Source organism: Nocardia sp. NPDC003693, assembly GCF_053981095.1.
This window is the reverse complement of the sequence record NZ_JBSFNO010000018.1, coordinates 124,331-146,186: the sequence shown is the minus strand read 5'-3', so window position 1 is coordinate 146,186 and position 21,856 is coordinate 124,331. Positions and strand designations below refer to the sequence as shown.

Annotated in this window: 15 protein-coding genes; 4 read left to right on the top strand and 11 right to left on the bottom strand. The window is 71.0% G+C overall.

The genetic code is table 11. The features are described 5' to 3' along the window. Positions 1 to 186: 186 nt before the first annotated feature. A complete protein-coding gene (locus tag ACWDOP_RS21125; RefSeq protein WP_456346437.1) occupies positions 187 to 3,177 on the bottom strand; it encodes a DNA polymerase III subunit gamma and tau in 2,991 nt (996 codons plus the stop codon). Positions 3,178 to 3,585: 408 nt separating this feature from the next. Between ACWDOP_RS21125 and ACWDOP_RS21120 the strand changes: the two genes are divergently transcribed. After that, positions 3,586 to 4,419 carry a hypothetical protein gene (locus ACWDOP_RS21120; protein ID WP_456346436.1) on the top strand — a complete coding sequence of 278 codons (834 nt, stop codon included), beginning with the start codon at positions 3,586 to 3,588 and terminating at the stop codon, positions 4,417 to 4,419. A 104-nt stretch (positions 4,420 to 4,523) separates the two neighbouring features. Beyond that, positions 4,524 to 5,828 (top strand): ammonium transporter, encoded by a 1,305-nt coding sequence (locus ACWDOP_RS21115; RefSeq protein ID WP_456346435.1) that lies wholly within the window; start codon positions 4,524 to 4,526, stop codon positions 5,826 to 5,828. A gap of 91 nt (positions 5,829 to 5,919) precedes the next feature. Here ACWDOP_RS21115 and ACWDOP_RS21110 read toward each other — a convergent pair whose 3' ends face one another. Beyond that, a complete protein-coding gene (locus ACWDOP_RS21110) occupies positions 5,920 to 6,843 on the bottom strand; it encodes a neutral zinc metallopeptidase (protein WP_454208470.1) in 924 nt (307 codons plus the stop codon). Positions 6,844 to 7,235: 392 nt separating this feature from the next. On the opposite strand from ACWDOP_RS21110, the gene ACWDOP_RS21105 reads away from it, so the two are divergent. Continuing rightward, on the top strand, positions 7,236 to 8,834 hold the full coding sequence (locus tag ACWDOP_RS21105; RefSeq protein WP_456346434.1) for a DUF2207 family protein: 1,599 nt from the start codon (positions 7,236 to 7,238) through the stop codon (positions 8,832 to 8,834). A 78-nt stretch (positions 8,835 to 8,912) separates the two neighbouring features. Here the strand turns inward: ACWDOP_RS21105 and ACWDOP_RS21100 are convergent, their stop codons facing one another. From ACWDOP_RS21100 to ACWDOP_RS21075, 6 genes are all read right to left on the bottom strand, one after another. Further along, positions 8,913 to 11,615: a fumarate reductase/succinate dehydrogenase flavoprotein subunit gene (locus ACWDOP_RS21100; protein ID WP_456346433.1), complete on the bottom strand. Its 2,703-nt coding sequence runs from the start codon at positions 11,613 to 11,615 to the stop codon at positions 8,913 to 8,915. Positions 11,616 to 11,700: 85 nt separating this feature from the next. Beyond that, positions 11,701 to 12,456 carry an ABC transporter ATP-binding protein gene (locus ACWDOP_RS21095; RefSeq protein WP_456346432.1) on the bottom strand — a complete coding sequence of 252 codons (756 nt, stop codon included), beginning with the start codon at positions 12,454 to 12,456 and terminating at the stop codon, positions 11,701 to 11,703. Continuing rightward, on the bottom strand, positions 12,453 to 13,259 hold the full coding sequence (locus ACWDOP_RS21090) for an ABC transporter permease (RefSeq protein ID WP_456346450.1): 807 nt from the start codon (positions 13,257 to 13,259) through the stop codon (positions 12,453 to 12,455). Before ACWDOP_RS21090 ends, ACWDOP_RS21095 begins: the two co-directional genes overlap by 4 nt. A 65-nt stretch (positions 13,260 to 13,324) precedes the next feature. Then, positions 13,325 to 14,758 carry an ABC transporter substrate-binding protein gene (locus ACWDOP_RS21085; protein ID WP_456346431.1) on the bottom strand — a complete coding sequence of 478 codons (1,434 nt, stop codon included), beginning with the start codon at positions 14,756 to 14,758 and terminating at the stop codon, positions 13,325 to 13,327. 10 nt (positions 14,759 to 14,768) lie between these two features. After that, on the bottom strand, positions 14,769 to 14,996 hold the full coding sequence (locus tag ACWDOP_RS21080) for a 4Fe-4S dicluster domain-containing protein (RefSeq protein WP_067574315.1): 228 nt from the start codon (positions 14,994 to 14,996) through the stop codon (positions 14,769 to 14,771). Continuing rightward, complete coding sequence (locus tag ACWDOP_RS21075) at positions 14,997 to 15,764, bottom strand: GntR family transcriptional regulator (RefSeq protein WP_456346430.1); 768 nt, start codon at positions 15,762 to 15,764, stop codon at positions 14,997 to 14,999. Between the two features lie 716 nt (positions 15,765 to 16,480). On the opposite strand from ACWDOP_RS21075, the gene ACWDOP_RS21070 reads away from it, so the two are divergent. Next, on the top strand, positions 16,481 to 17,761 hold the full coding sequence (locus ACWDOP_RS21070; RefSeq protein ID WP_456346429.1) for an ROK family protein: 1,281 nt from the start codon (positions 16,481 to 16,483) through the stop codon (positions 17,759 to 17,761). A 524-nt stretch (positions 17,762 to 18,285) separates the two neighbouring features. Here ACWDOP_RS21070 and ACWDOP_RS21065 read toward each other — a convergent pair. The 3 genes from ACWDOP_RS21065 to ACWDOP_RS21055 form a co-directional block, all read right to left on the bottom strand. Continuing rightward, on the bottom strand, positions 18,286 to 19,419 hold the full coding sequence (locus ACWDOP_RS21065) for an LLM class flavin-dependent oxidoreductase (RefSeq protein WP_454208486.1): 1,134 nt from the start codon (positions 19,417 to 19,419) through the stop codon (positions 18,286 to 18,288). Further along, on the bottom strand, positions 19,416 to 20,222 hold the full coding sequence (locus ACWDOP_RS21060) for a DUF1684 domain-containing protein (RefSeq protein ID WP_454208487.1): 807 nt from the start codon (positions 20,220 to 20,222) through the stop codon (positions 19,416 to 19,418). Before ACWDOP_RS21060 ends, ACWDOP_RS21065 begins: the two co-directional genes overlap by 4 nt. A gap of 262 nt (positions 20,223 to 20,484) precedes the next feature. After that, on the bottom strand, positions 20,485 to 21,849 hold the full coding sequence (locus ACWDOP_RS21055) for an NtaA/DmoA family FMN-dependent monooxygenase (protein WP_456346428.1): 1,365 nt from the start codon (positions 21,847 to 21,849) through the stop codon (positions 20,485 to 20,487). Between the last annotated feature and the right edge of the window lie 7 nt (positions 21,850 to 21,856).

The following is a 21,856-nucleotide window of genomic DNA, read 5'->3' as shown; positions in this document are numbered from 1 at the left end:
GACCGGCCGTTCGGCCAGCCGTCCTGACGCTGTACAAACAGCGGCACGAACCGGTCGGCACGGCTCAGGTAACCCGTACGCCTGGGCATACCTTAGAACCTCGCCGAACCGATACTCGCGGCCACCCGATCATAGTACCGCCCGATGCGAACTCCGGTTAACTTAATCCGTCTCACAGGGCAACTGTCAACCCTCCAGTGGAGTAGCGCCCAATTCCGACCGCAGGAGTTCCAAGGCCACATCATCCGGGTCGCGGCGCTCTTCGGCGGGGACCGGCACGGCCGCGGCGGCGAGCAGCTCCCGCTCCTCTTCCTCCGTAGTAGCAGGTGGGACGCCGTCATAACCTACCGGCGAGTAGTCCGAAGGCCCCGGGTCATCGGGAAGGTCGGGCCCGTCGGGTAGCGGAATATCGTCGTCCGGCGGCGTGTTTCGCAGCGCCGCGCCGCCGCGGGTGAACACCCGCTCCGGCGCCGCGGGCGCGGGTTCCGCCGGGCGTTCCGGCGCGGGTGCGGGCGCCGCCGCCTCGCCGCCGGCGGGCGCGCTCGCGGGCGCGGCGCCCCAGCCCGCCGGGGCCGCGGCGGGCGCGCTCGCGGCGGCGGGCGCGCTCTTGGCCTGACTGGGCCGGGAGAACTGCGCCGGCCCCTTCTTGGTGGCGGGCCCGGCGCCCGCGGGCCCCTTGCCCGCGCCCTTGGCGGGCGCGGCGGCGGCCGGGGCGCTCCCCCCGCCGACCTCCCACTTCACGTCGTGCTCACGGCCCAGCACGGCCCGCACGGCCGACCGCACCGCGTCCAGGTTCTGCGGCTGCGACAGCCGCTGCGCCAGCGGCGCGTGCTGGTGCGCGAAGACGATGGTTGCCCCTTCGAGCCGCGACACCGACGCCCCCGACAGCAGCGCCTGCACGGCGGCCCCGAACTCCCGGACCTTGGCCCGGATGTCGGCCCACGCCGCCTCGATCTCCCGCAGCACCTCGTCGGGGTCGGCACCGCCGGACGCGGCGGGCGCCGACCGGTCGTCGTCGGCCGCCGGGGCGACGTCGGATTGCGCTGCCGCACCGCCCGTTTCGGGCACGGCCTCGAAGCCGTGCGCGGGTTCAGGGGCCGGGTCGGAATGCGCCGCCCCACGTGTTTCGGGCACAACACCGAACGCGGGCGCGGGCTCACGAGCCGGATCGAAGTCGGGTCCGGCCGCCGTGGCGGCGTCCGGACCGGAAGCCGGCTCGGCACCGAGGGTGAGTTCCCCGTCGAGCGTCGGCTCCGACGCGGCCATGACCTCCGCGACGAGCGCGGGGTCTCCGCCGACGCCGGGCTCGACGTCGAGTTCGAGGGCGGGTTCGGAGTCGAGCGCGGGATCGGCGTCGAGGCCGGGCTCCCGCAACTCCGGCACGAAGTCGCCGTCGGCGTCCCCGTCCGGTCCGGCCGAGGAGATGTCCTGCGCGACAACGCCTTCGGGCGACGCGTCGGCCGCATCGGAACCGTCGTCCGCCGCAGGGTCTGCCACCCGCCGCGATTCGGGGCCCTGCGGGATCGCTGAAACCCGAGCCGCACTCATCTCCGGCGGCCGCATGGCGACTCGCCCCTGGAACTCCGAATCAGTCTGCGACACAATTGTTTCGGACACGGAGACCGAGCTCGGCGCGACAGTGGACGGCCGCTCCGCGGCCGCCGGATTCGCGTCGGACTCGCGCGCCGCGGGCGCCTGCTGCACGGGGGCAGCGTAGTGCGCCGGGGCGGAATCCTGTTCGGCACTCGGCTGCGCGGCCGGAACCTGCTGCGGCGCAGCGACATCCGTGGGCTGGGGCGCGGCGGGCGGCGGGGGCGTCTGGGCCGTGGGGGCCGAGTTCTGGTGGGGCGCTTCTGGTTGTTTGTTGCCGCGGATGGCGGCCAGGGCCTCGGCGCCGCGGCGGCGGGGCTCGCCGGTGGGGGTCGTCGGGGCGGCGGGAGCAGGGGCGGGGCGAGGGTCGGACTGCTGGGGCTGTTGGGGTCGGGCGGGCGCGGGGGCGGGCTGTGCGGGCGGGAGGGCGCCGCCGGCCATGCGGCGTTCCAGGTTCTCCAGGCGCTGCAGGGTGGCCGTCTCGGCGTCGGAGGCGGCGGGCAGGAGCATGCGGGCCGCGACCACCTCGAGCAGGAGGCGGGGGGCGGTCGCGCCGCGCATGTCGCCGAGGCCCTCGTGCAGGAGCTCGGCGAAGCGGGCCAGGGACGCGGGGCCGATGTCGTTGGCCTGGAACTGCATTCGTTCCAGGACGTCGCCGGGGCCGGTGACCAGGTTGCGGGCGATCGCGTCGGGGACCGCGCGCAGCAGGATCAGGTCGCGCAGGCGCTCGAGCAGGTCGGTGGCGAAGCGGCGGGGATCGTGGCCGGCCTCGACCACGCGGTCGATGGTGCCGAACAGGGTGGCGCCGTCGCCCGCGCCCAGGGCCGCGACGGCGTCGTCGATCAGGGCGACGTCGGTGACGCCGAGCAGCGAGACCGCGCGCGGGTAGGTGACGCCGTCGGGGCCCGCGCCCGCGAGCAGCTGGTCCAGCACGCTGAGGCTGTCGCGCGGCGAACCACCGCCCGCGCGAATGACCAAGGGGTACACCGCCTCGTCGACCCGCACGTTCTCCTGATCGCAGATCTTGCCGAGCAGGCCGCGCATGGTGGCGGGCGGCAGCAGCCGGAAGGGGTAATGGTGCGTGCGGGACCGGATGGTGGGCAGCACCTTCTCCGGTTCGGTGGTGGCGAAGACGAAGATGAGGTGGGCGGGCGGCTCTTCGACGATCTTGAGCAGCGCGTTGAAGCCCGCGGTGGTCACCATGTGCGCCTCGTCGACGATGAAGACGCGGTAGCGGGATTCGGCGGGCGCGTAGAAGGCGCGGTCGCGCAGTTCGCGGGTGTCGTCCACACCGCCGTGGCTCGCGGCGTCGAGCTCGATGACGTCGAGGTTGCCCGCGCCGCCGGGACCGAGCGATACGCACGAGTGGCAGACGCCGCACGGGGTGGAGGTCGGGCCCTCCACACAGTTCAGCGAGCGCGCGAGGATGCGCGCGGACGAGGTCTTGCCACAGCCGCGCGGGCCGGAGAAGAGATAGGCATGACTGATCCGCCCGGTGTCCAGGGCGGTACTCAGGGGATCGGTGACGTGCTCCTGCCCCACCACTTCAGCGAACGTTGCCGGTCGGTACTTCCGGTACAGAGCCACGGCCCGAGGGTACCGGCAGGCGGTGACACCGCTCCGCTGCTCCCCGGCGGTTCCGAACAGGCGCGTCGCACAGTTGTGTGATGTAGGTCACATCCAATCCGGAGGCCCGTTCGATACCGACCGGACCGGACGCGGTCCCGGTGACGCGCTCGAGCAAATTCTTAGCGTGACCCACCGGCTCGATAGCCGGACGTAACTTAAGTGCAAGATCACCATTTACGGACACGCGTTCGGTTTCAACTCCGCAGACCGGACATAACGATCGCATCAACCGATGCGGCAAGATCGCAATTGTTTGGCTACCGTGGACCTCGGCAACTTCGGTAGCCAAACCTTCATCAGGTTGGTGGCCCCGGCCGGTCCCTCATCCCGACCGGGGCACAACCAAATTCTCCGGAGGAACGCCCAGTGCCGTCGCACGACGACATCGCAGAAGCCTGGCTCTCCAGCACCGAGTTCGCCGGTGATCTCGCCGCGGTCGGATTGCTCAGCCGAGCCATCAACCCCGAGGACTACGACATCAAACGGGCCTCGCTACCGGTGTCGGCCGCCGCCGATCCGGCCACCGCCGGGGCCATTCTCGAGCTGCTACAGCGCGGTCAGGTGCCGACGCTGGCGGCCATCGAAACCCTCATCGTGCAGAACGACATGCGCGCCGAGGCCGAGCGCATCGAACGCCTGGGCCGGCGCGCCCAGCGCAGCGTCGACGACTTCGGCCGGGTGCTCGCCAAACTCACCGACGAGTACTGGACCGCGCACGGCACCGGCCCGACGCGGCGCGACATCCTGCTCTCCGAACCGGTGTTCGCGCTCATTCGCGATCGCGTCGGCGATATCGCGCCGACCGCCGTCAAACATCTGTGGCTGATCGAGCGGGCGCAGCGCGCGGGCTGGATCGCCTACAGCGCCACGCCCCGATCCCTGTGTGCCGGAAGGCGTTTCCACGCCGCGCGGTACGGCAACCGGGTGTCGCTGCGGCCGGTGAACGCGCTGGGCACGCTGGTCGCGGCGTATCTGCGCGATCAGATCGCCGAGCAGGGCCGCCCGCCGCGCTGGTCCGTCCTGGCCTACGAATTGCGGGACGATCGCGGTCGCCGCGTGTTCAACGACACAGCCGATGCCCGGGCGCAGCAGCGGTGGCTCACCACCGCCGAATGGATGGCGCTGGAGGACGACCTCCCGGTGCCCGGACCGCGTGGATTGCGGGCGCTGGCCAAGAAGAGCCGGGATCGTCGCAGCTAGACCTGTTACAGACACGTATCCAAGTCCTCAATTTCGTAACAGCGCCGAAACGTGAGTTTTCGGTAACTTCCGTGCAACGCGAATTCGCGCGAAGGGAGTTACCGATGACACCGACCCTCGACCCGGCCGCCACGGCCTGGCTGCTCGCAGCCACGGCCATGGTGCTGCTCATGACGCCAGGGCTGGCCATCTTCTACGGCGGCATGGTGCGGTCCAGCGGTGTGCTCAACATGCTGATGATGAGCTTCATCTCCATTCCGCTGGTGACGGTGGCGTGGCTGCTGGTGGGGTACAGCCTCGCCTTCGGCGACGACGCCGGCGGCGGGCTCATCGGCGATCTAGGGCATATCGGGCTCTCCGGGATCGATCCGAGTTCGCTGTACCTGATCGGTGAGACCACCGGTATTCCGCAGCTGCTGTACGTCACCTTCCAGCTGACGTTCGCCATCCTGACCGTCGCCCTGGTCAGCGGCGCCATCGCCGATCGCGCGAAGTTCTCGGCGTGGATGGTGTTCGTGCCGCTGTGGGCCATCGCGGTGTACGCACCGATCGCGCACTGGGTGTGGACCCCGGACGGCTGGCTGGCCAAGTTCGGCGTCATGGATTACGCGGGCGGCCTGGTCGTCGAGATCGCCTCGGGCGCTTCGGCACTGGCGCTGGCGCTGGTCCTGGGCCCGCGCGTGGGATTCAAGGTCGACGCCATGCGCCCGCACAATCTGCCCTTCGTGCTGCTGGGCGCGGGTCTGCTGTGGTTCGGCTGGTTCGGCTTCAACGCCGGTTCCGCGCTGAACGCCAACGGCACCGCCGCCGCGGTCTTCCTGAACACCCTGGTCGCGGGCTGCCTCGGCATGCTGGGCTGGCTCGCGGTGGAGCAGTTCCGCGACGGCCGTCCGACCACCTTCGGCGCGGCCTCGGGCGTGGTGGCCGGTCTGGTCGCCATCACCCCGTCCTGCGGTTCGGTGACCACGGTCGGCGCGCTCGTGGTGGGCCTGGTCGCGGGCGTGGTGTGTTCGTTCGCGGTGGGCTGGAAGTTCAAGGGCAACTACGACGATTCGCTCGACGTGGTGGGTGTGCACTTCGTGGGCGGCGTGGTCGGCACGATGCTCATCGGGCTGCTGGCCAGCCAGACCATGACCGGCGAGGGCGGCAAGGAGGGGCTGTTCTACGGCGGCGGGCTGACCCAGCTCGGCAAGCAGGCGGTCGGCGTGGTCGCGGTGGCGCTCTTCGCCTTCGGCGTCTCCTTCGCGCTGGGCAAGCTCATCGACAAGACCATCGGCTTCCGGGTGAACCGCGAGGACGAGGTCAACGGGATCGACTTCGCGCTGCACGCGGAGACCGCTTACGCCGAGGGCGTGAACGGGCACGGGCACGGACAGCGACGTCCGGGTGAGGGGCCGTTCGGGCACTGAGTCGGTCCGAACGGTAAAAGGCCGGGGCGGTGAGTGATTCACTCACCGCCCCGGCCTTTTGCCGGGATGGGGCACCGGACGTCGCGCCGGGTCAGTTCACCTTGCTCGCGGCCGCGGCGAACGTATTGCACTGTGCCGTGCGGTTCTTGTCGTAGCCGAGCTCGAACCAGCCGCCGCTGTTCTGCGAACTGCCGTGATCACGCATGTCACCCGGGGCGTCGCCGCGGTGGTAGATGTCGTTCTTGGCCACGTTGATCTGCGCGGTGGTCAGCGCGCCGCCGCCCTTGGACGCGGCCAGGTACATGCCGTCGAAACAGTTGGCCTGCAACTCGGTTCGGCGCGAGAGTTCGAGTCCGCTGTCCGAGCGGGTGCCCGCCGAACGCCGTTCCTGGTGCACCTTGCCCAGGATGCCGGACTGCGCCTGCACGTGATGGCCGTACTCGTGCGCGAAGACCGACAGGTAGACCACCCAGTTGTCGCCGTACATGTCGGTCTGCAACTGACTGATGGGCATGTAGATGGTCTTGTCCGCGGAGCAGTAGAACGCGGCGAAACTGCTGCTGTTGCCGGTGCACAGCGTGGTGATGCCCGAAGTGCCTTCCGAGACCATGACTTTGGGCGGTTCGAAGGCCAGGTTCACCTCGGTGAACAGCGGGCGCCAGGCGTCCTCCAGGCATTTGGCGGCGGTGTCGAAGAAGGTGCGGGCGGTGCTCACCTGCGTGCCCCACGGTGTGTAGTCGCAGTTCGCGGGGACGAGGGTGAGGTTCGTGTCGACCACGAGCGGATTGTCCGAGGTCTTGGCCACGCCGGGGGCGTCCGGCTGGGCCGGGTAGGTGGTGCCGACCCCGTCGCCGGAACCCAGTGTGTCCAAACCGTTCTTGACGGCCGTGCGCAGCAGCAGACCCGTCACCAGCAGGATGAGCACGACCAGCAGCGTGCCCCAGCGCGTGCGGCGCGGCGGCGGGGGCGGCGGCTGGGTGCGCCCGGCCGCGGTGTGCGCGGGCGGCGGCGGCATCGGCGGGCGATAGGCGGGCTGACGGGGTTGCGCGCCGGCGGGCGGGCCGTATCCCGGTGCGCCGCCGTACCCGGGCGGCCGGGACCGCGGGTGTCCCTGGGGCGCCGGGTATCCCGGTCCGGGCGGCTGCGCGGGACCCGCCGGCCGGTAGCCGGGGGGTGGCGGAAAGCCTTGACGCTGCGGATAACCGGGGCGCTGCGGGTAGCCGGGCGGTGGCTGCATCGGTCGCTGTCCGGGTTGCTGCGGGCGCTGCCCGGGTTGTGGCGGCCAGCCACCCGGGGGATTCGGTCCGTGCCCGGACGGTGGGCGAGTCATCCCCCACACCCCCTCGTTCCTCAGTGACTACCGACAGCCGCTGAGGAAGAATAGCAAGCTGGCTAAAGTAGCCATCCATGCAGATTTTTCGGGGGGGCGCCCTCGTCGCGCTGCTGCTCGCGGTAGCGGGCATTTTCGCGCCGATCGCCCACGCGCAGCCGGTCGGGGTGCGCATCACCGCGGATATCAATCTCGGCGACGACGGTCTGCTGCGAGTGAGCCAGACCGTGGAAGTGCCCGAGGGCGAAGAGTTCCGGCAGGTGCTGCCGCTGCGGGTGCAGCTGAGCGAGGGCGTCGAGCGCAGCTTCGAGGTCACCGATGTGCAGACCGTCGGGGACGGCACCGCGGGCGTCGCCGACAATCTCTTCACCATCGAGGTGCGCCCGGGCACGGCCACGGTGACGTACGTGGTGCACAACACGGTGTCCGAGACCCAGGGCGCGCAGGTGTTCCACTGGACCGGGGTGCTCAACACCGATGTGGCCTCGATCAGCGCCACGGTGATCAGCCCCGATTTCCGGATGGGGATCACCAAGTGCACGATCGGCCCGCCCGGAAAACCCGAGAACTGCGCGGACATTCGCGTCGAGCCCGACGGGGTGGCGCACCTGGAGAAGACCGGACTGCGCAAGGGCGACATCGTCGATGTGACGTTGCAGGTGCCGGCGGGCACGGTGCAGGCCAACGCGAATATCGAGGACGACAACGCGCCCGGCCCGTTCTCGCTGACCACGCCGGTGTGGGCGGCGTTCGGCGCGCTGCTGGCCGGGCTGCTGGCCGCGGGCGGGTACGTGTTCTGGGCGCGCCGGGTGCAGCCCAACGGCGCCGCGGTGCTCGACCCGCTGGCGCGCGAGGGCAATCGGGTCACCTTCACCTCGCCGGACGGCGTACTGCCCGGAACCGCGGGCCTGCTGGCGGACGGCTACGTCGATGCCGCCGACATGGCCGCGACGCTGGTGGATCTGGCCGTGCGCAGCTATGTCTGGGTCGAGGTGGCCGGTGATTCGGACTGGCGGATCACCCGGGTCAACGCCCCCGACGAGCACCTGACGGGCTACGAGCGCGCGGTGTACGCGGCGCTGATTCCCGACGGCAAGGATTCGGTGCTGCTGTCCCAGCGCCGCGGCCGGGTTCCGGCGAACGATGTGCGCGCCGCCCTGATCGACGACGCCACCGCGCGCGGCACGTTCATCGATCGGACCCGCCGCGGCTTCGAGTTCTGGCTGGGCGTGGGCCTGATCGCCGTCGGCGCGATCACCACCGTGGCCCTGGCCCTGGGCCCCGGCCACGCCCTGATCGGCGTGGCCCTGGCCGCGGCGGGCGTCGCGGCCCTGCTGCTCCCCCGCTATCTCCCCTCGCGCACGGCGCTGGGCCGCGACGTCGCGGCCCGCGTGCAGGCGATGCTCCGCAGCCTCGACGCCGTTGTCCCCCAGCAGCTTCCGCCCCCCGATCAGGAGATGGTCTTCTCCCGCGGCCTCCCCTTCATGGTCGCGGGCCGCCGAACGGACCAGTGGGTCAACAAGTTCCGCGACCTGAACCCCGCCGACGACGGCGAGCTCGGCGTCTACTGGTTCGGCGGCTTCGAGTCCGAACACGACCTCTACCAGTTCGCCGGCCACTTCCCGTACTTCATCACCGCCGTGGAGGGCCTGTTCGCCGACGCGAACGACCGCTGACGACTCCGTGACGCCGAGCGGCCCCGAACGTATCGCGCGTTCGGGGCCGTTCTCGTCGTCGGGCGGGACGGTGGCGGGCTATCCCGCGTGCACGGCCAGGGCGCGGCGGGCGTAGGCGCGGACGTCGGCGTCGGTGTCCTCCAGGGCCGACTCCAGGGACTCGCGGGCCGCGTCGGACTCGGGCCAGGTGCTCAGGGTCAGGACCGCGGCCTTGCGGATGTCGGGGTGGATGTCGGTCAGGGCCAGGCGGAGGGGGTCGGCGGCCAGGTCGGGGCCGGCGGCGGGGAGGCCGCGGGCCGCGCCCTCGCGGACCTGCCAGGCCGAATCCTTCAGGGCTGCGGCCAGGACCGGGGTGTCCTCGGGGGTGCCCAGGCGGGCCAGGGCGGTGAGAGCGGCCGCGCGGACCAGGGGGTCGCGGTCGTCCAGGAGGGCGCGGACCGACTCCAGGCCGCCGCGGCCGATCGTGGCCAGGCCGCGGGCGGCGGCTATGCGAACCTCGCGGTTGCCGTCCCGGGTCGCGGCGGACAGCGCGGTCCAATCGTCCAGGGAGACCAGGCCGCTCACCGCCTCGATGCGCACGCGGTGGTCGGGGTCGGCCGCCGCGCGGGCGAACAGTTCCGGGGAGCCCGCGCGCAGGGCCCGCAGCAGGTCCACGACCACCGCGCGGACGGCCGGGTCCGGGGAGTCCGCGTGCGCGGCCAAACCGTCGGCGGCGGGCAGGATCTCGACCAGCTCGCGAAGACCGGCGATGGCCTCGGCGCGAACGGGCGCGTCGGAATCGGCGAGGGCGGCGATCAGCGGCTCGCCCCAGCCGTCGGGGGTGCCCTCGGTCAGGACCGAGATCGCGGTGGCACGGACCTGGGCATCCGCATCATCGAGGAACGAGCCGAGTTCGGCGACGGTGGGCGCGTCCAGCGACAGCAGCAGCGCGATGCGCGGCGAGACCACGGCCGTAGCCACGGGTCCGGTGGCCGATACCGCAGCCGAATCCGGCAGCGCCGCAGCCACGTTCGGCGGGCTGCCCACCAGTTCCGGCTGGGCCACGGGGATGACGGTGTCGTCGGCGGAGGGCAGATCGTCCAGCCCGGGGACCGGGACGAAGTACGGGGCGACCGGGCGCTTCAGGAACTCCATCTCGCCGCCGTCGGTCTTGCGCAGGTTCAGGTGGTAGCGCCAGTCGACGTCGTCGCGCTCGGGGAGGTCGGCGCGTTCGTGGTAGAGACCCCAGCGGGATTCGGTGCGGGTGAGCGACGAGCGGGCCGCCATCTCGGCGCAGTCGCGGATGAAGGTCACCTCGGCGCAGCGCATCAGCTCGTGCGGGGTCTGCGCGCCCATGGCCTCGATGTCGTCGAGCATGCGGTCGAAGGTCTCGATGGCGAGCGAGAGCTTGGTGGCCGTCTTCGGCGGCGCCACATAGTCGTTCACGAAGCGGCGCAGTTTGTACTCCACCTGCTGCTGCGGCGGGCCCTCGGGATTGCGCAGCGGGCGGTACACCAGCTCGTGCGCGGCGGCCAGCTGATCGGCGGGCAGTTCGGCGGGCGCGGGCAGGTCCGCGAGGGTGGACGCGGCGTGCGCGCCGGCCAGGTCGCCGTAGACGAACGCGCCGATCATGTAATTGTGCGGTACGCAGGCCAGGTCACCGGCGGCGTAGAGGCCGGGCACGGTGGTGCGGGCGTTCTCGTCCACCCAGACCCCCGACGCGGAATGCCCACTGCAGAGGCCGATCTCGGAGATGTGCATCTCGATGTCGTGCGTGCGGTAGTCGTGCCCGCGATTGGCGTGGAAGGTGCCGCGGGTGGGGCGCTCGGTGGTGTGCAGGATCCCCTCGAGGGTGTCCAGGGTCTCGGTCGGCAGGTGCGAGACCTTGAGATAGATGGGCCCGCGCGCGGATTCGATCTCCTGCTTGACCTCGGACATCATCGCCCCGGACCAGTAGTCCGAGTCCACGAAGCGCTCACCCAGGGCGTTGACCTGGTAGCCGCCGAAGGGATTGGCGACGTAGGCGCAGGCCGGTCCGTTGTAATCCTTGATGAGCGGGTTGATCTGGAAGCATTCGATGCCCGAGAGTTCTGCGCCCGCGTGGTACGCCATCGCGTACCCGTCGCCGGCGTTGGTCGGGTTCTCGTAGGTGCCGTAGAGGTATCCGGAGGCGGGCAGGCCCAGCCGTCCGCAGGGCCCGGTCGCCAGGATGACGGCCTTGGCCCCCACCGCCACGAATTCCCCGGTGCGCGTGTTCAGCGCGGCCGCGCCGACCGCGCGCCCGTTCTCGGTCAGCACCCGAACGGGCATGAGCCGGTTCTCGATCCGGATGCGCTCGCGCATCTTGCGCTGGCGCAGCACGCGATACAGCGCCTTCTTCACGTCCTTGCCCTCGGGCATGGGCAGCACGTACGACCCGGAGCGGTGCACGCGGCGCACCGCGTACTCCCCGTAGGCGTCCTTCTCGAACTTCACCCCGTAGCGCTCCAGCCGCTGCACCATGGCGAAGCCGCGGGTGGCGGTCTGATAGATGGTGCGCTGGTTGACGATTCCGTCGTTGGCGCGGGTGATCTCGGCGACGTAGTCCTCGGGTTCGGCCTTGCCGGGGATGACGGCGTTGTTCACCCCGTCCATGCCCATGGCCAGCGCCCCGGAGTGCCGCACGTGCGCCTTCTCCAGCAGCAGCACGTTCGCGCCCTGTTCGGCGGCGGTGAGCGCGGCCATGGTGCCCGCGGTGCCGCCGCCGACGACCAGTACGTCGCAGTCCAGGCGAGTCAGCTCGGACAGATCAGGAATCTCCATGGGATACACCAGCATTCGAAGTCGGGGACGGCGCGTCCGATACGGCCCGCCCGGCGGCGTCGAGCCGGGCGGACGGGGAACGGCGCTACAGAGTGGCGAGATCGCCGGAATGATCCAGCGCGGTGATGATTTCGGCACGCAGCGCCGAGTGGTCGACGCCCAGGGTGCGCGGCCGGGGGACCTCCAGCAGCGCCCGCAGCGGTTCGCCCGCCCGGCCCAGCACCGCGACGCGGTCGCCGAGCAGCAGCGCCTCGTCCACGTCGTGGGTGACGAACACGACGGTGGTCGGATGCGTCCGCCAGGTGTCGATGAGCAGGCGTTGCATGGTGGCCCGGGTCTGGGTGTCGAGCGCGCCGAAGGGTTCGTCCATGAGGACCGCGCGGGGCGCCCCGGCCAGCCCGCGCGCGAGCTGCACGCGCTGGCGCATCCCGCCGGACAGGCTCTTGGGCAGGTAGTCCGCGAAGCCGGTGAGGCCGATCTCCCGGATCCAGCGCTCGGCCAGTTCCCGGCGGCCCGCCCGGGGTTCGCCCCGGAGCTTCAGCGCCAGTTCGATGTTCGAGCGCACGGTGCGCCACGGCAGCAGCGCGTTGTCCTGGAAGACCACGGCGCGATCGCGGTTCGTTCCGGTCACCGGCACGCCGTCGGCGAGCACCCGCCCGGCGTCCGGCCGCAGCAGGCCGGCGAGCGCGCGCAGCACGGTGGACTTGCCGCAGCCGGAGGGTCCGGTGAGGATCAGGATCTCCCCCGGCAGCACCCGCAGGTCCAGGCCGCGGATGACGGGTGCGCCGGTGTAGGACAGGTCGATGCCCTCGGCCGTCAGAGTCATTCCGGCGCCGGTCATTTCGCCACCTCCTGGACGCGTGGCAGCCAGTGCGTCACGCGCCGGCCGATGAGTTCGACGGCCGCCGAGGTGCCGTACCCCAGGACGCCGATGGTGATGATGCCGACGAAGACGCCCGGGTAGTCGACGATGGTGTACGCCTGCCACGTGCGGTAGCCGACGCCCAGTCGCCCGGAGATCATCTCGGCCGACACCACGCAGATCCAGGCCACGCCGATGCCCACGGACAGGCCGCTGAAGACGCCGGGCAGGCTGCCCGGCAGCACGACGCGCAGCAGGACGTCCCACCGGCTGCCGCCGAGCGTGCGCACCGAGTCCTCCCACAGCGTGGGCAGGGCGCGCACCGCGTGCCGGGTGGACACCATGACCGGGAAGAACGCGGCGAAGAAGGTGATGAACACGATCCCGGCCTCGTCCTCGGGGAAGAGCAGGATCGCCACCGGCACCACCGCGATGGCCGGAATCGGCCGCGCCAGTTCGGTGATGGGCCCGATGGTGTCCGCCGCCCACCGCGACCGCCCCAGCGCGACCCCGGTGAGCACGCCCAGCGCCGCCGCCAGCCCGAAGCCGGTGAGGATGCGGATGAGCGACTGCCCGAGGTCGAGGTAGAACACCTCGGTCCCCAGTTGATGCCGGAAGGCCCGCACGATCTCGGTCACGGTCGGCAGCGTGTCGAACCGGACCCAGAGCCGAATGTCGTTGGCGGTCAGGAACTGCCAGGCTCCGATCGCGATCAGCACGGAGGCCAGGCGAACCGCCCGGGACCGCCACGGGGTCGCACCGGACCCGGGACGAGCGGCCACGACGGCCGGTTCGGCCGCGGGCGCGGCGGAAACCGTTCCGGCCGCGGAGACCTCGGTCGAGGCGGTCACGACCTGACCTCGGTGACAGCTTGGTCGTAGGCGATCGTCGTCGCCGCGGAATGGGCGCTCAGGTAGCGCTGGGCGGCCGCCGCGGTCGTGAAGGGCAGGTAGGTCTCCCCGTCACGAACCCACAGGGCCTTGTCGGCGAACCAGCGGGTGCCGAGCTCGGCGTCGGGGATGTAGGCGGCGCGGATCGTCTTGCCCTGGGCGCGAGCCTGTTTGACGGCGCGCAGCAGGCTCGTGGGGTCCGAGACCGGCTGGGTCGCGCTCTGGCCGGTGAACCAGATCTCGCCCGCGAGCGCGGGATTCTCGGCGGGCTTGTTGCTCACCGGATCCGTGCCCTGCACCGGCGCGGGGTTGGCGTTGTTCGCCAGCTCGGCGTCGTAGTTCCGGCCCGCATCGGCGAAAGCCTTGCGCAGCGGGTCCTGTTCGACGAAGGCGTCGATGTCCAGGTCCGCGAAGTCGCCGATGCTCTTCAGATACTTGACGTCGTCCTTGAACGCGGCCAGCAGGCTCGGCTTCAGCGTGGTGTCGAAGGAGGTTCCGCCCGGCCCGTTGTAGAGGTACACGACCTCCTGTGCCAGTCCGGAGTTCTCGGCGACGAGGCGCGCCGCTTCCAGGGGCTCGGTGTGGATGAAGTCGGTCGCGTCCAATTGTGCGCGCAGGAAGGCATCGAGTACCTCGGGATGGTTCTTGGCGTAGTCACGACGAGCCACCACACCGTGGAAGGTGGGCACGTTCAGTTCGGCGCCGTCGTAGAGGAGTTTGGCCTTGTCCTGGAAGACGAGCAGCCCGGGCCAGGCCACGAACTGCGACAGCGCCGCCACCTGACCCGATTCCAGCGCCGAGGCGCCGACCTGCGGCTGCTGGTTGAGCACCTCGACCCCGGCCTTGGGGTCGATGCCGGCCCGGGTCAGGGCCTGCACCAGGGTGCCGTGCCCGGCCGAGCCGACGCTGGCCGAGACCTTCTGCCCGGCCAGGTCGTTGATGGTGCGGGCCGGAGAATTCGGCGCGACCACCACCATGTTCAGCGCGCCCTTGGGGTTGTAGCCGGTGATGGACACCAGCTCGGTGCGCGACCGCTCGTTGGCCTGCGTCCGCGAGCCGTTGATCAGCAGCGGGTAGTCGCCCATCGAGCCGATGTCGATCTTCTCGGCCACCATCTGCGCGGTGATCGGCGCACCGGTGTCGTAGTCCTGCCACTCCACCTGATACTTCGGCCCACCCTTAGCGGTCAGGTCGTTCAGGCGCTGCTCCAGAAAGCCCTTGGCCTTCAACAGGGTTCCGGCGGTGACGGTATTGATGGTCTTGGACTGGTAGCCGACGACGAGTTTGACGGTGTCACCGCTCGCGGATTCCTCGAGCGAGCAGCCGGTGACGGTGAGCGACAGCGCCGCGGCGAGCGCGAGGGCGGCGAGGCGGGCGGGGCGGAACTTCACGGTGAATCCTTCAGCGGAGCAGGTAGGGCATGTTGACGGTGACGGCGCCGGTGGGACAGCGGGCGGCGCAGGGCCCGCAGTACCAGCACTCGTCCACGTGCATGAACGCCTTGCCGTTCTCGGGATTGATCGCCAGCGAATCGAGCGGGCAGATCTCCACGCAGAGCGTGCAGCCTTGAATGCACAGGGATTCGTCGATGGTCACCGGGACATCCGCCCGCTGGTTGACCAGGGCCATTCAGATCAGCCTCCAATCGGTGCGCTCCGGCGGCCGGATGAGGCTGCCGCGCATGGTGATCCGGTCGCCGCGCATCCGGATGTATTCCAGGTCGACCGGGCGGCCGTCCTCGAGTTTGGTGAGCCGCTCCAGCAGCAGCAGCGCGCCGCCTTCGGGCAGTTGCAGGGTCGCGGCCGAATGGGCGTCCGCGCTGATGGCTTCCAGGGCCAGATCGGCCGAGCCGAGCGGACCGCCGCTGATCTGCTCGATGAGCGCGAAGACGTCGTTCGTCTCCAGATCGCGGGTCAGGACCTGCTCGCCGATATCGGGGACCAGGTAGGTCAGGTCCAGGCTGAGCGGCAGATCGCCGAACCAGCGGAGACGTTCTATATAGACGGCCTGCTGCCCGGGTTCCAGGCGCAGGCGCCGGGCCACCGCCGGCGGCGGGGTCACGCGGTGCGCGGCACGCACCTCGTTGTGCACCTCGCCCTGCCCGCGCAGGGTTTCCTTCAACCCGAGCAGGGCGTCGAGGCCGTGATCGTATTTGCGGCGCGCCACGTGGGTGCCGATCTTGGGCGCGCGCTCGATGAGGCCCTCGTCCTTGAGCAGGGCGAGCGCGTCGCGCACCGTGTTGCGGGACACCGTGAACTCGGTGGCGAGTTCCTGTTCGGTGGGCAGCGAGTTCTCGAAGGCGTCCGCGTGAATCTGCTGCCGGAGGATATCCGCCACCTGGCGGGCGCGATCGGCCCGGCGGATCGGGGTGCGCAAGGGTGTCGGTTCTGCTGACATTTCGTACTCCTTTCCGCCATTGACCTGCGGTTTCGAACTGTAGCGGCGCATCGGTCGGCCGCTCGCGGACCAAGATCGGACACGTTTGCGCGCCGGCGGCAATGCGCCGGTTCCGGCCCGCGGCGTCACCCGTACGGCCTGCCGATTCCCGGACCGCGCGGGGTATTGCGCCACCGCGGCCCGCGCCGGTGCGGCTTGCAATCACGGTGATCCGAATGCGTGTGCGCTCGCGCGGGGCGGAGTGAGGTGGACTACGGGCCCTGTCTCGAGATGTGGGAGCGCTGTCCGAGTTCACAGTGGCGTCGGTCACGCCGGGGCGGTATTCCGCCACCCCGGTCTCGATTCGGCAAACAGCAAGGGCCGCAAAATATTCGGTGCGGAGGCGGCCGCATCGGAGGGTTTGGGGCGGGGGCGGGACGCCACGCTCGGGTACCCCGGCAGCCGTTCGTTATCTTCCGTTCGGCTCGAGCGGAGTGTTAACTTGAATCCATGTCCGCCACCCATCCCCTCGCCGCACGGGTCACCTACGTGACCGTCGCGCTGGGTGTGCGCCTGCCGCTCCAGCGGGAACTGTGTTGTCCCCGCTCCAGCGCAGCCGAGATCTAGTCTCTCCGATTCGTTCGAATTCGGGTTTGTTCGCTGCACCGCTGACTATCTCCATCTAGGCATTCGTCCCCCCTCTGATCAGGCCGGGACCGCAGCAAGGACCGATTCATATGTCCAGCCCCACGCTCGAACGCACCCTTTCCACCAAGACCACCGCGGCCACCGCGCGGCTCGCCCCGGCTCGTCCCGCGGTACCGCCGGAGCTGCGCATTACCGACAACCCGGCCGCCGCCGTCCTGCGGGCCGCGGCGCGCGGGCCCATCTTCCGCGATATCGCCGCGCAGGCAACGGGTCTCAGCATCGCGACCGTGAATCGCCAAGTCTCGGCGCTGCTCACGGCCGGACTGCTGCGCGAGCGCGCGGACCTCACCGCCTCCGGCGCGGTGGGCCGTCCCCGCGTGCCCTTCGAGGTCGACACCGATTCGTTCGTGACGGTCGGCGTGCACATCGGCGCCAGCGTCACCCGCATCGTGGCCGCCGACCTGTCCGGCCGCATCCTCGGCGGACTCGAGATCGCAACTCCGCAAACGGGTCAGGACGCCGCGCTGACCATAGTGGCCCGCAGCGCCAAGGCGTTCCTCGATCGCCTGCCGCGCCGCCGCCCGCTGTGGACCGGCGTCGCGCTGGCGGGCCGGGTCGATCCCGCCGCGGGCGTGGTCGATCACCCGCGCCTCGGCTGGCAGGCCGCACCCGTGGCCGCGGTCTTCAGCAGCGTGCTGGATCTGCCGGTGTCGGTGTCCGCGCACGTGGAGGCCATGGCCGCCTCGGAACTGTTGCTGGCCAACCGCGAACCGGGCGAGGGCCCGCGCCCCGGCAGCAGCCTGTACATCTACGCCCGGGAGACCGCGGGCATCGCGGTGACCCTGCACGATCGCGTGCACACCCCCGCCAACGGCCCCGGCTCCATCGCGCACCTGCCGACCGGCTCGGACGCCGATTGCACCTGCGGCCGGCGCGGTTGCTTGGAGGCGACCATCGGTGAGCGCTTCTTCCTGGAGCGCGCGGTGCGCCGCGGCGTGCTGCCCAAGCCGGAGGCCACCCGCCGCCCGGCGATCACCGATCTGTATCGCGCCGCGGACGCGGGCAACACCGCCGCTCGCGATCTGCTGCTCGAGCGCGCCGACATCCTCGGCCGCACCGCGGCGCTGGTGCGCGACATGTTCAATCCCGATCGCGTCGTGCTGGGCGGGCAGGCCTTCACCGGCTACCGGCCCGGAATGGAGCGGGTGGCACAGGCTTTCGCCGAGAGCACCACGCTGCCCGCGGCGGATCTGCGGGTGAGCCGCTTCGGCGGGCGGGTGCAGGAGTTCGCGGCCGCGGTCACCTCGCTGAGCGTGTTCTACGCCGATCCGGTGTCGGCGATGCGGCGCGCCACGCGCACCGCGCGCTGACCGGAAGGGCTCGGCCGGAACGGATCTCCGGCCGAGCACGGCACACTCCGCGCCGTCGATGATCTCGGAGGCACACGCCGTACGAGCACGCGGCAGATCAAGCGCCCGCTCCACGTGCTGACCGAGATCTACATCGCTGAGCCCGAAGACACACCGCGCGACTGTTCGGCGTCGCGACTGCCACGAGGCCGAAGGGTCGTCGACCACGGCTACAGCGTTCGCGGCCATCGACTTTCGGCGCTGCGATACTCCGGGCTGCACCCGCCCGGATGTTCCGGCACTGCGGCGTTGCGATGGTCCCCGGGCGCTGCGGCGTTGCGAATTCCGGGACTTCGGTGTGCCGCTCCGAGGCTTCGACCTTCGGCCACGTCGCCCCGGTGCAGAACCTGCGACGGCACCGAAGCCGGGCCCGGACGGTCCACGGTCCGGGCCCGGCCCCGGGCTCGGCTGCGCTCGGCCCTGTCGCGCAGCCGTTCTCACCTCGCTCGCGCTGGAGTCCCCTTCCCCGAGAGCGAGGTGAGAGCTCAGGCCGCCTTGACGTGGGTCAGGCCCCACTCGCGCGCCAGCAGGCGGTGCGAGGTGAGCCGATCCTCGTGGCGGTGGGTGACGCTGGTGACGACGAGTTCGTCCGCACCGGTGAACTCGCGCAACGCGTGCAGGCGCGCGGCGACGGTGCCGGGAGCGCCGACGAACTGGGTGGCGACCCGGTCGCCGACCAGCCGGCGCTGATGGTCCGACAGCGGCGGGGCGGTGTCCGGGTCGAGGTACTCGGCCGCGCCCTCTCCGCTGCGAATGCTGTAGACCCAGTGCGGGTAGGTGGAGGCCAGGTGCCGGGCGGTGGCGTCGTCCTCGGCGACCACCACGTCGGCCGAAACCACCAGGTACGGGCGGGGATAGCGCTCCGAGGGCCGGAAGGCGTCGCGGTACGCCTGCACGGTCTCCACGATCGTGCCGGGTGAGACGTGGTAGTTGGCGGCGAACGGCAGCCCCAATTCCCCCGCCAGCTGCGCGCTTTCGCCGCCGCTGCTGCCGAACAGCCACGGCTGCACGTCCGCGCCCTCACCGGGGACCGCGCGCAGGTGCACGCCGTCGGTGCCGGTGTAGTGGCCGGTCAGCAGATCGCGGATCTGCTGCACCTGTTCGCTGTAGGGCAGCGGCCGCGACCCCGGCAGGTGCAGCGCCTCGAGGCCCGCGGCGATCCGGCTGGTGTCCAGCAGCTGCCCCGGGATGAACGGCGGCGGGATCACCACGCCGTCCCGGACCTCGGTGCGCCGCTCCGGATTCGGCACCGGTCGCACGCCCGCCGAGCGCAACTGCTCACCGCGATGACCCGATCGGCCCAGGCCCAGATCCAGGCGGCCGGGATGCAGGGCGTCCACCGTGCCGAACGCCTCCACCACCGCCGCGCTGGTGTGATGCCCCAGCAGCACCGCCGCCGTCCCGACCCGGATGGACTCGGTGGCCGCGGCGATCAGCGCGACGAGGGTCGTGGGCGCCGAACTCGCCACCGCGACGAAATGATGCTCGGCGATCCAGTACCGGCGGTAGCCCCAGCGTTCGGCGTTGCGCGCCAGGTCGATGGTGTTGCGCAACGCCTGGCGGGCATCGGATCCCGCGCTGATCGGCGACAGGTCCAGGACCGACAGCGGGATGGTCATGCCGCTGTCGCTTTCCCCGGATCCCGCTCGCCCGCTTCGAGTTCCAGCGGCAGGCGATTCTGCGCGGGGGCGATGGGGCAGGTCGCGTAGTCGGTGAAAGCGCAGGGCAGATTGACGGTCCGGTTGAAGTCCAGGGTCAGGGTGCCGTCGGGGGCGGGGCGGGGAATGTCGAGCCGGCGGGCGCCGCCGTAGGTGGTGACGCCGCTGGTGCCGTCGGTGAACAGCAGGTGCAGGCCGAAGGTCTGGTTGCCGAAGACGATGAGCCGGTGCTCGAGTCCACCGAGTTCGAAGGTGACGGTGCCGGTCGCGACGTGGTGGTGTTCGAGCCCGTCGACGACGGCTCCGGTGGTGACCACCCGCGCCACCTCGAACGGCTCGAAGCGGCCGAGCACCGTCCAGCGCGGATCGACCGGGTAGACCGGGATCTCGGTGAACGCGGCCAGGGCCGGGGCCGCCGGGTCGTGCACGCGCAGCGCGTACTGCTTGGTGCGGCGGATGATCTCGATGACGCGGTCGCCCGCGCGCACCTCGAGCCCCGGCTTGCCCTCACCCGGCGTGAACTCGACCTCGCCGTCCAATTCGGCTCCGTCAAACCGCAATTCGTCGCCCGCGCCGGCCCGTACGTAGACGTGCTCGCCCTCGGCGCGCCAGCGCCCGGGCAGGCCGTCGATCACTTCCTCGGTGGCGCCGAGCCAGTGCAGCCCCGTGAGGCTGAGCCAGCCCAGCGGCTGCCGGGCCCACTCCTGTCGCTCCGCGCGCCAGGTGACCCACTGCTGTTCGAATTCGGTGACGGTTGCGGTCATGACGCACGTGCTCCTTCGGTGCCGAGAATGGGGGCGCAACCGAGGTGGTCGCGCGCGGGGTGTACTCGGTGCGGAGTTCCGGCGACCCCCGCGGTCCGGAATCGGCGGGCGGTGCGCCGGGGACGACGGATGGTTCGGCACCGGGACTCCGGTGATAGCGACAGCTTCGACGCTACGAAGGCGGGCGGCCGGTGTCGCGGGTCCCGCTCATCGTGAATTATTTCGCCGCACCGTGTTTCGCCCCCCGATCACACCGCGGCGGTCAGGACGCGCGAACCCCTTCGGCGTCGAGGTGGGGGTGGCGCAGGCCGAGGTGGTCGCGCAGGGTCGTGCCGGTGTACTCGGTGCGGAAGGTGCCGAGTTCCTGGAGCTCGGGGACCACCTTGTCCACGAACTCGTCCAGGCCGCCGGGGGTCAGGTGCGGGACCAGGACGAAGCCGTCGGCGGCATCGGATTGCACGTGGTTGTCGATCGACAGCGCGACCTCGCGGGGGGTGCCCACGAACTGCTGGCGCGCGGTGGTCGCGATGATCAGCTCGCGGATGCTGAGGTTCTCGGCCTCGGCCTTGGCGCGCCACGCCTGCGCGACCGCCAGCGGATCGCGGGCGTGCCGGACCCGGCCGCGGGTGATGTTCACGTTGTCGACCGGATCGATGTCCGGGAGCGGGCCGTCCGGGTCGTAGGCGGACAGGTCCCGGCCCCACACCTGTTCCAGGAAGGCGATCGCGGTCTGCGGGGTCACCTGGCCGCGGCGGATCACGCGGGCGTTCTCGGCCGCGTCGGCGGCGGTGTCGCCGAGCACGAAGCCCGCGGCGGGCATGATCTTCAGATCCTCGCGCCGGCGACCGTACTTGGCGAGCCGGTCCTTGACGTCCCGGTAGAAGCGCTGTCCGTCCTCGAGTTCACCGTGCGCGCTGAAGATGACATCGGCCTTGGCGGCGGCGAATTCGCGGCCCTCGTCCGAATCGCCCGCCTGGATCTGCACCGGGTAGCCCTGCGGACTGCGCGGGAGCGCGAACTCGGCCTCGATGTCGAACTGGTCGCTGCGCAGGCGCACCGTGGCCGGGGGCGGGGCGAAGACGCCGCGCGCACGGTCGACCACCGGTCCGGCGGCGGGCGGGCTGTCCCACAGCGCCCGGGTCGCATCGATCACCTCGGCGGCGCGGGTGTAGCGCTTGGCGTGCTCCAGATAGCCGCCGCGCCGGAAGTTCTCGCCGGTGAAGGCGTCGGACGAGGTGACGGCGTTCCAGGCCGCGCGCCCGCCGGAGAGATGGTCGAGCGACGCGAATTGCCGTGCCAGCTCGAAGGGTTCGTTGTAGGTGGTGTTGATGGTGCCCGCCAGGCCGAGGTGCGTGGTGACCGCGGCGAGGGCGTTGAGCACGGTGAAGGTGTCCGGCCGGCCCACCACGTCCAGATCGTGGATCCGGTCCAGGTGCTCGCGCAGTCGCAGGCCCTCGGCGAGGAAGAAGAAGTCGAACCTGCCGCGCTCGGCGGTGCGCGCCAGGTGCACGAAGTTCTTGAAGTCGATCTGGCTGCCCGAGCGCGGGTCGGTCCAGACGGTGTTGTGATTGACGCCCGGGAAGTGCGCGGCGAGGTGGATCCGCTTGCGTATCGGCTGTTCCGGCATGACTCTC

Excerpts from the sequence above, each read along its gene's own strand:
- ACWDOP_RS21075 (WP_456346430.1), bottom strand. The coding sequence starts at position 15,764 with ATGTCAGCAGAACCGACACCCTTGCGCACCCCGATCCGCCGGGCCGAT.
- ACWDOP_RS21065 (WP_454208486.1), bottom strand. The coding sequence starts at position 19,419 with ATGACCATCCCGCTGTCGGTCCTGGACCTGTCGCCGATCAGCGCGGGA.
- ACWDOP_RS21105 (WP_456346434.1), top strand. The coding sequence starts at position 7,236 with ATGCAGATTTTTCGGGGGGGCGCCCTCGTCGCGCTGCTGCTCGCGGTA.
- ACWDOP_RS21055 (WP_456346428.1), bottom strand. The coding sequence starts at position 21,849 with ATGCCGGAACAGCCGATACGCAAGCGGATCCACCTCGCCGCGCACTTC.
- ACWDOP_RS21115 (WP_456346435.1), top strand. The coding sequence starts at position 4,524 with ATGACACCGACCCTCGACCCGGCCGCCACGGCCTGGCTGCTCGCAGCC.
- ACWDOP_RS21095 (WP_456346432.1), bottom strand. The coding sequence starts at position 12,456 with ATGACCGGCGCCGGAATGACTCTGACGGCCGAGGGCATCGACCTGTCC.
- ACWDOP_RS21060 (WP_454208487.1), bottom strand. The coding sequence starts at position 20,222 with ATGACCGCAACCGTCACCGAATTCGAACAGCAGTGGGTCACCTGGCGC.
- ACWDOP_RS21080 (WP_067574315.1), bottom strand. The coding sequence starts at position 14,996 with ATGGCCCTGGTCAACCAGCGGGCGGATGTCCCGGTGACCATCGACGAA.
- ACWDOP_RS21110 (WP_454208470.1), bottom strand. The coding sequence starts at position 6,843 with ATGCCGCCGCCGCCCGCGCACACCGCGGCCGGGCGCACCCAGCCGCCG.
- ACWDOP_RS21100 (WP_456346433.1), bottom strand. The coding sequence starts at position 11,615 with ATGGAGATTCCTGATCTGTCCGAGCTGACTCGCCTGGACTGCGACGTA.
- ACWDOP_RS21070 (WP_456346429.1), top strand. The coding sequence starts at position 16,481 with ATGTCCAGCCCCACGCTCGAACGCACCCTTTCCACCAAGACCACCGCG.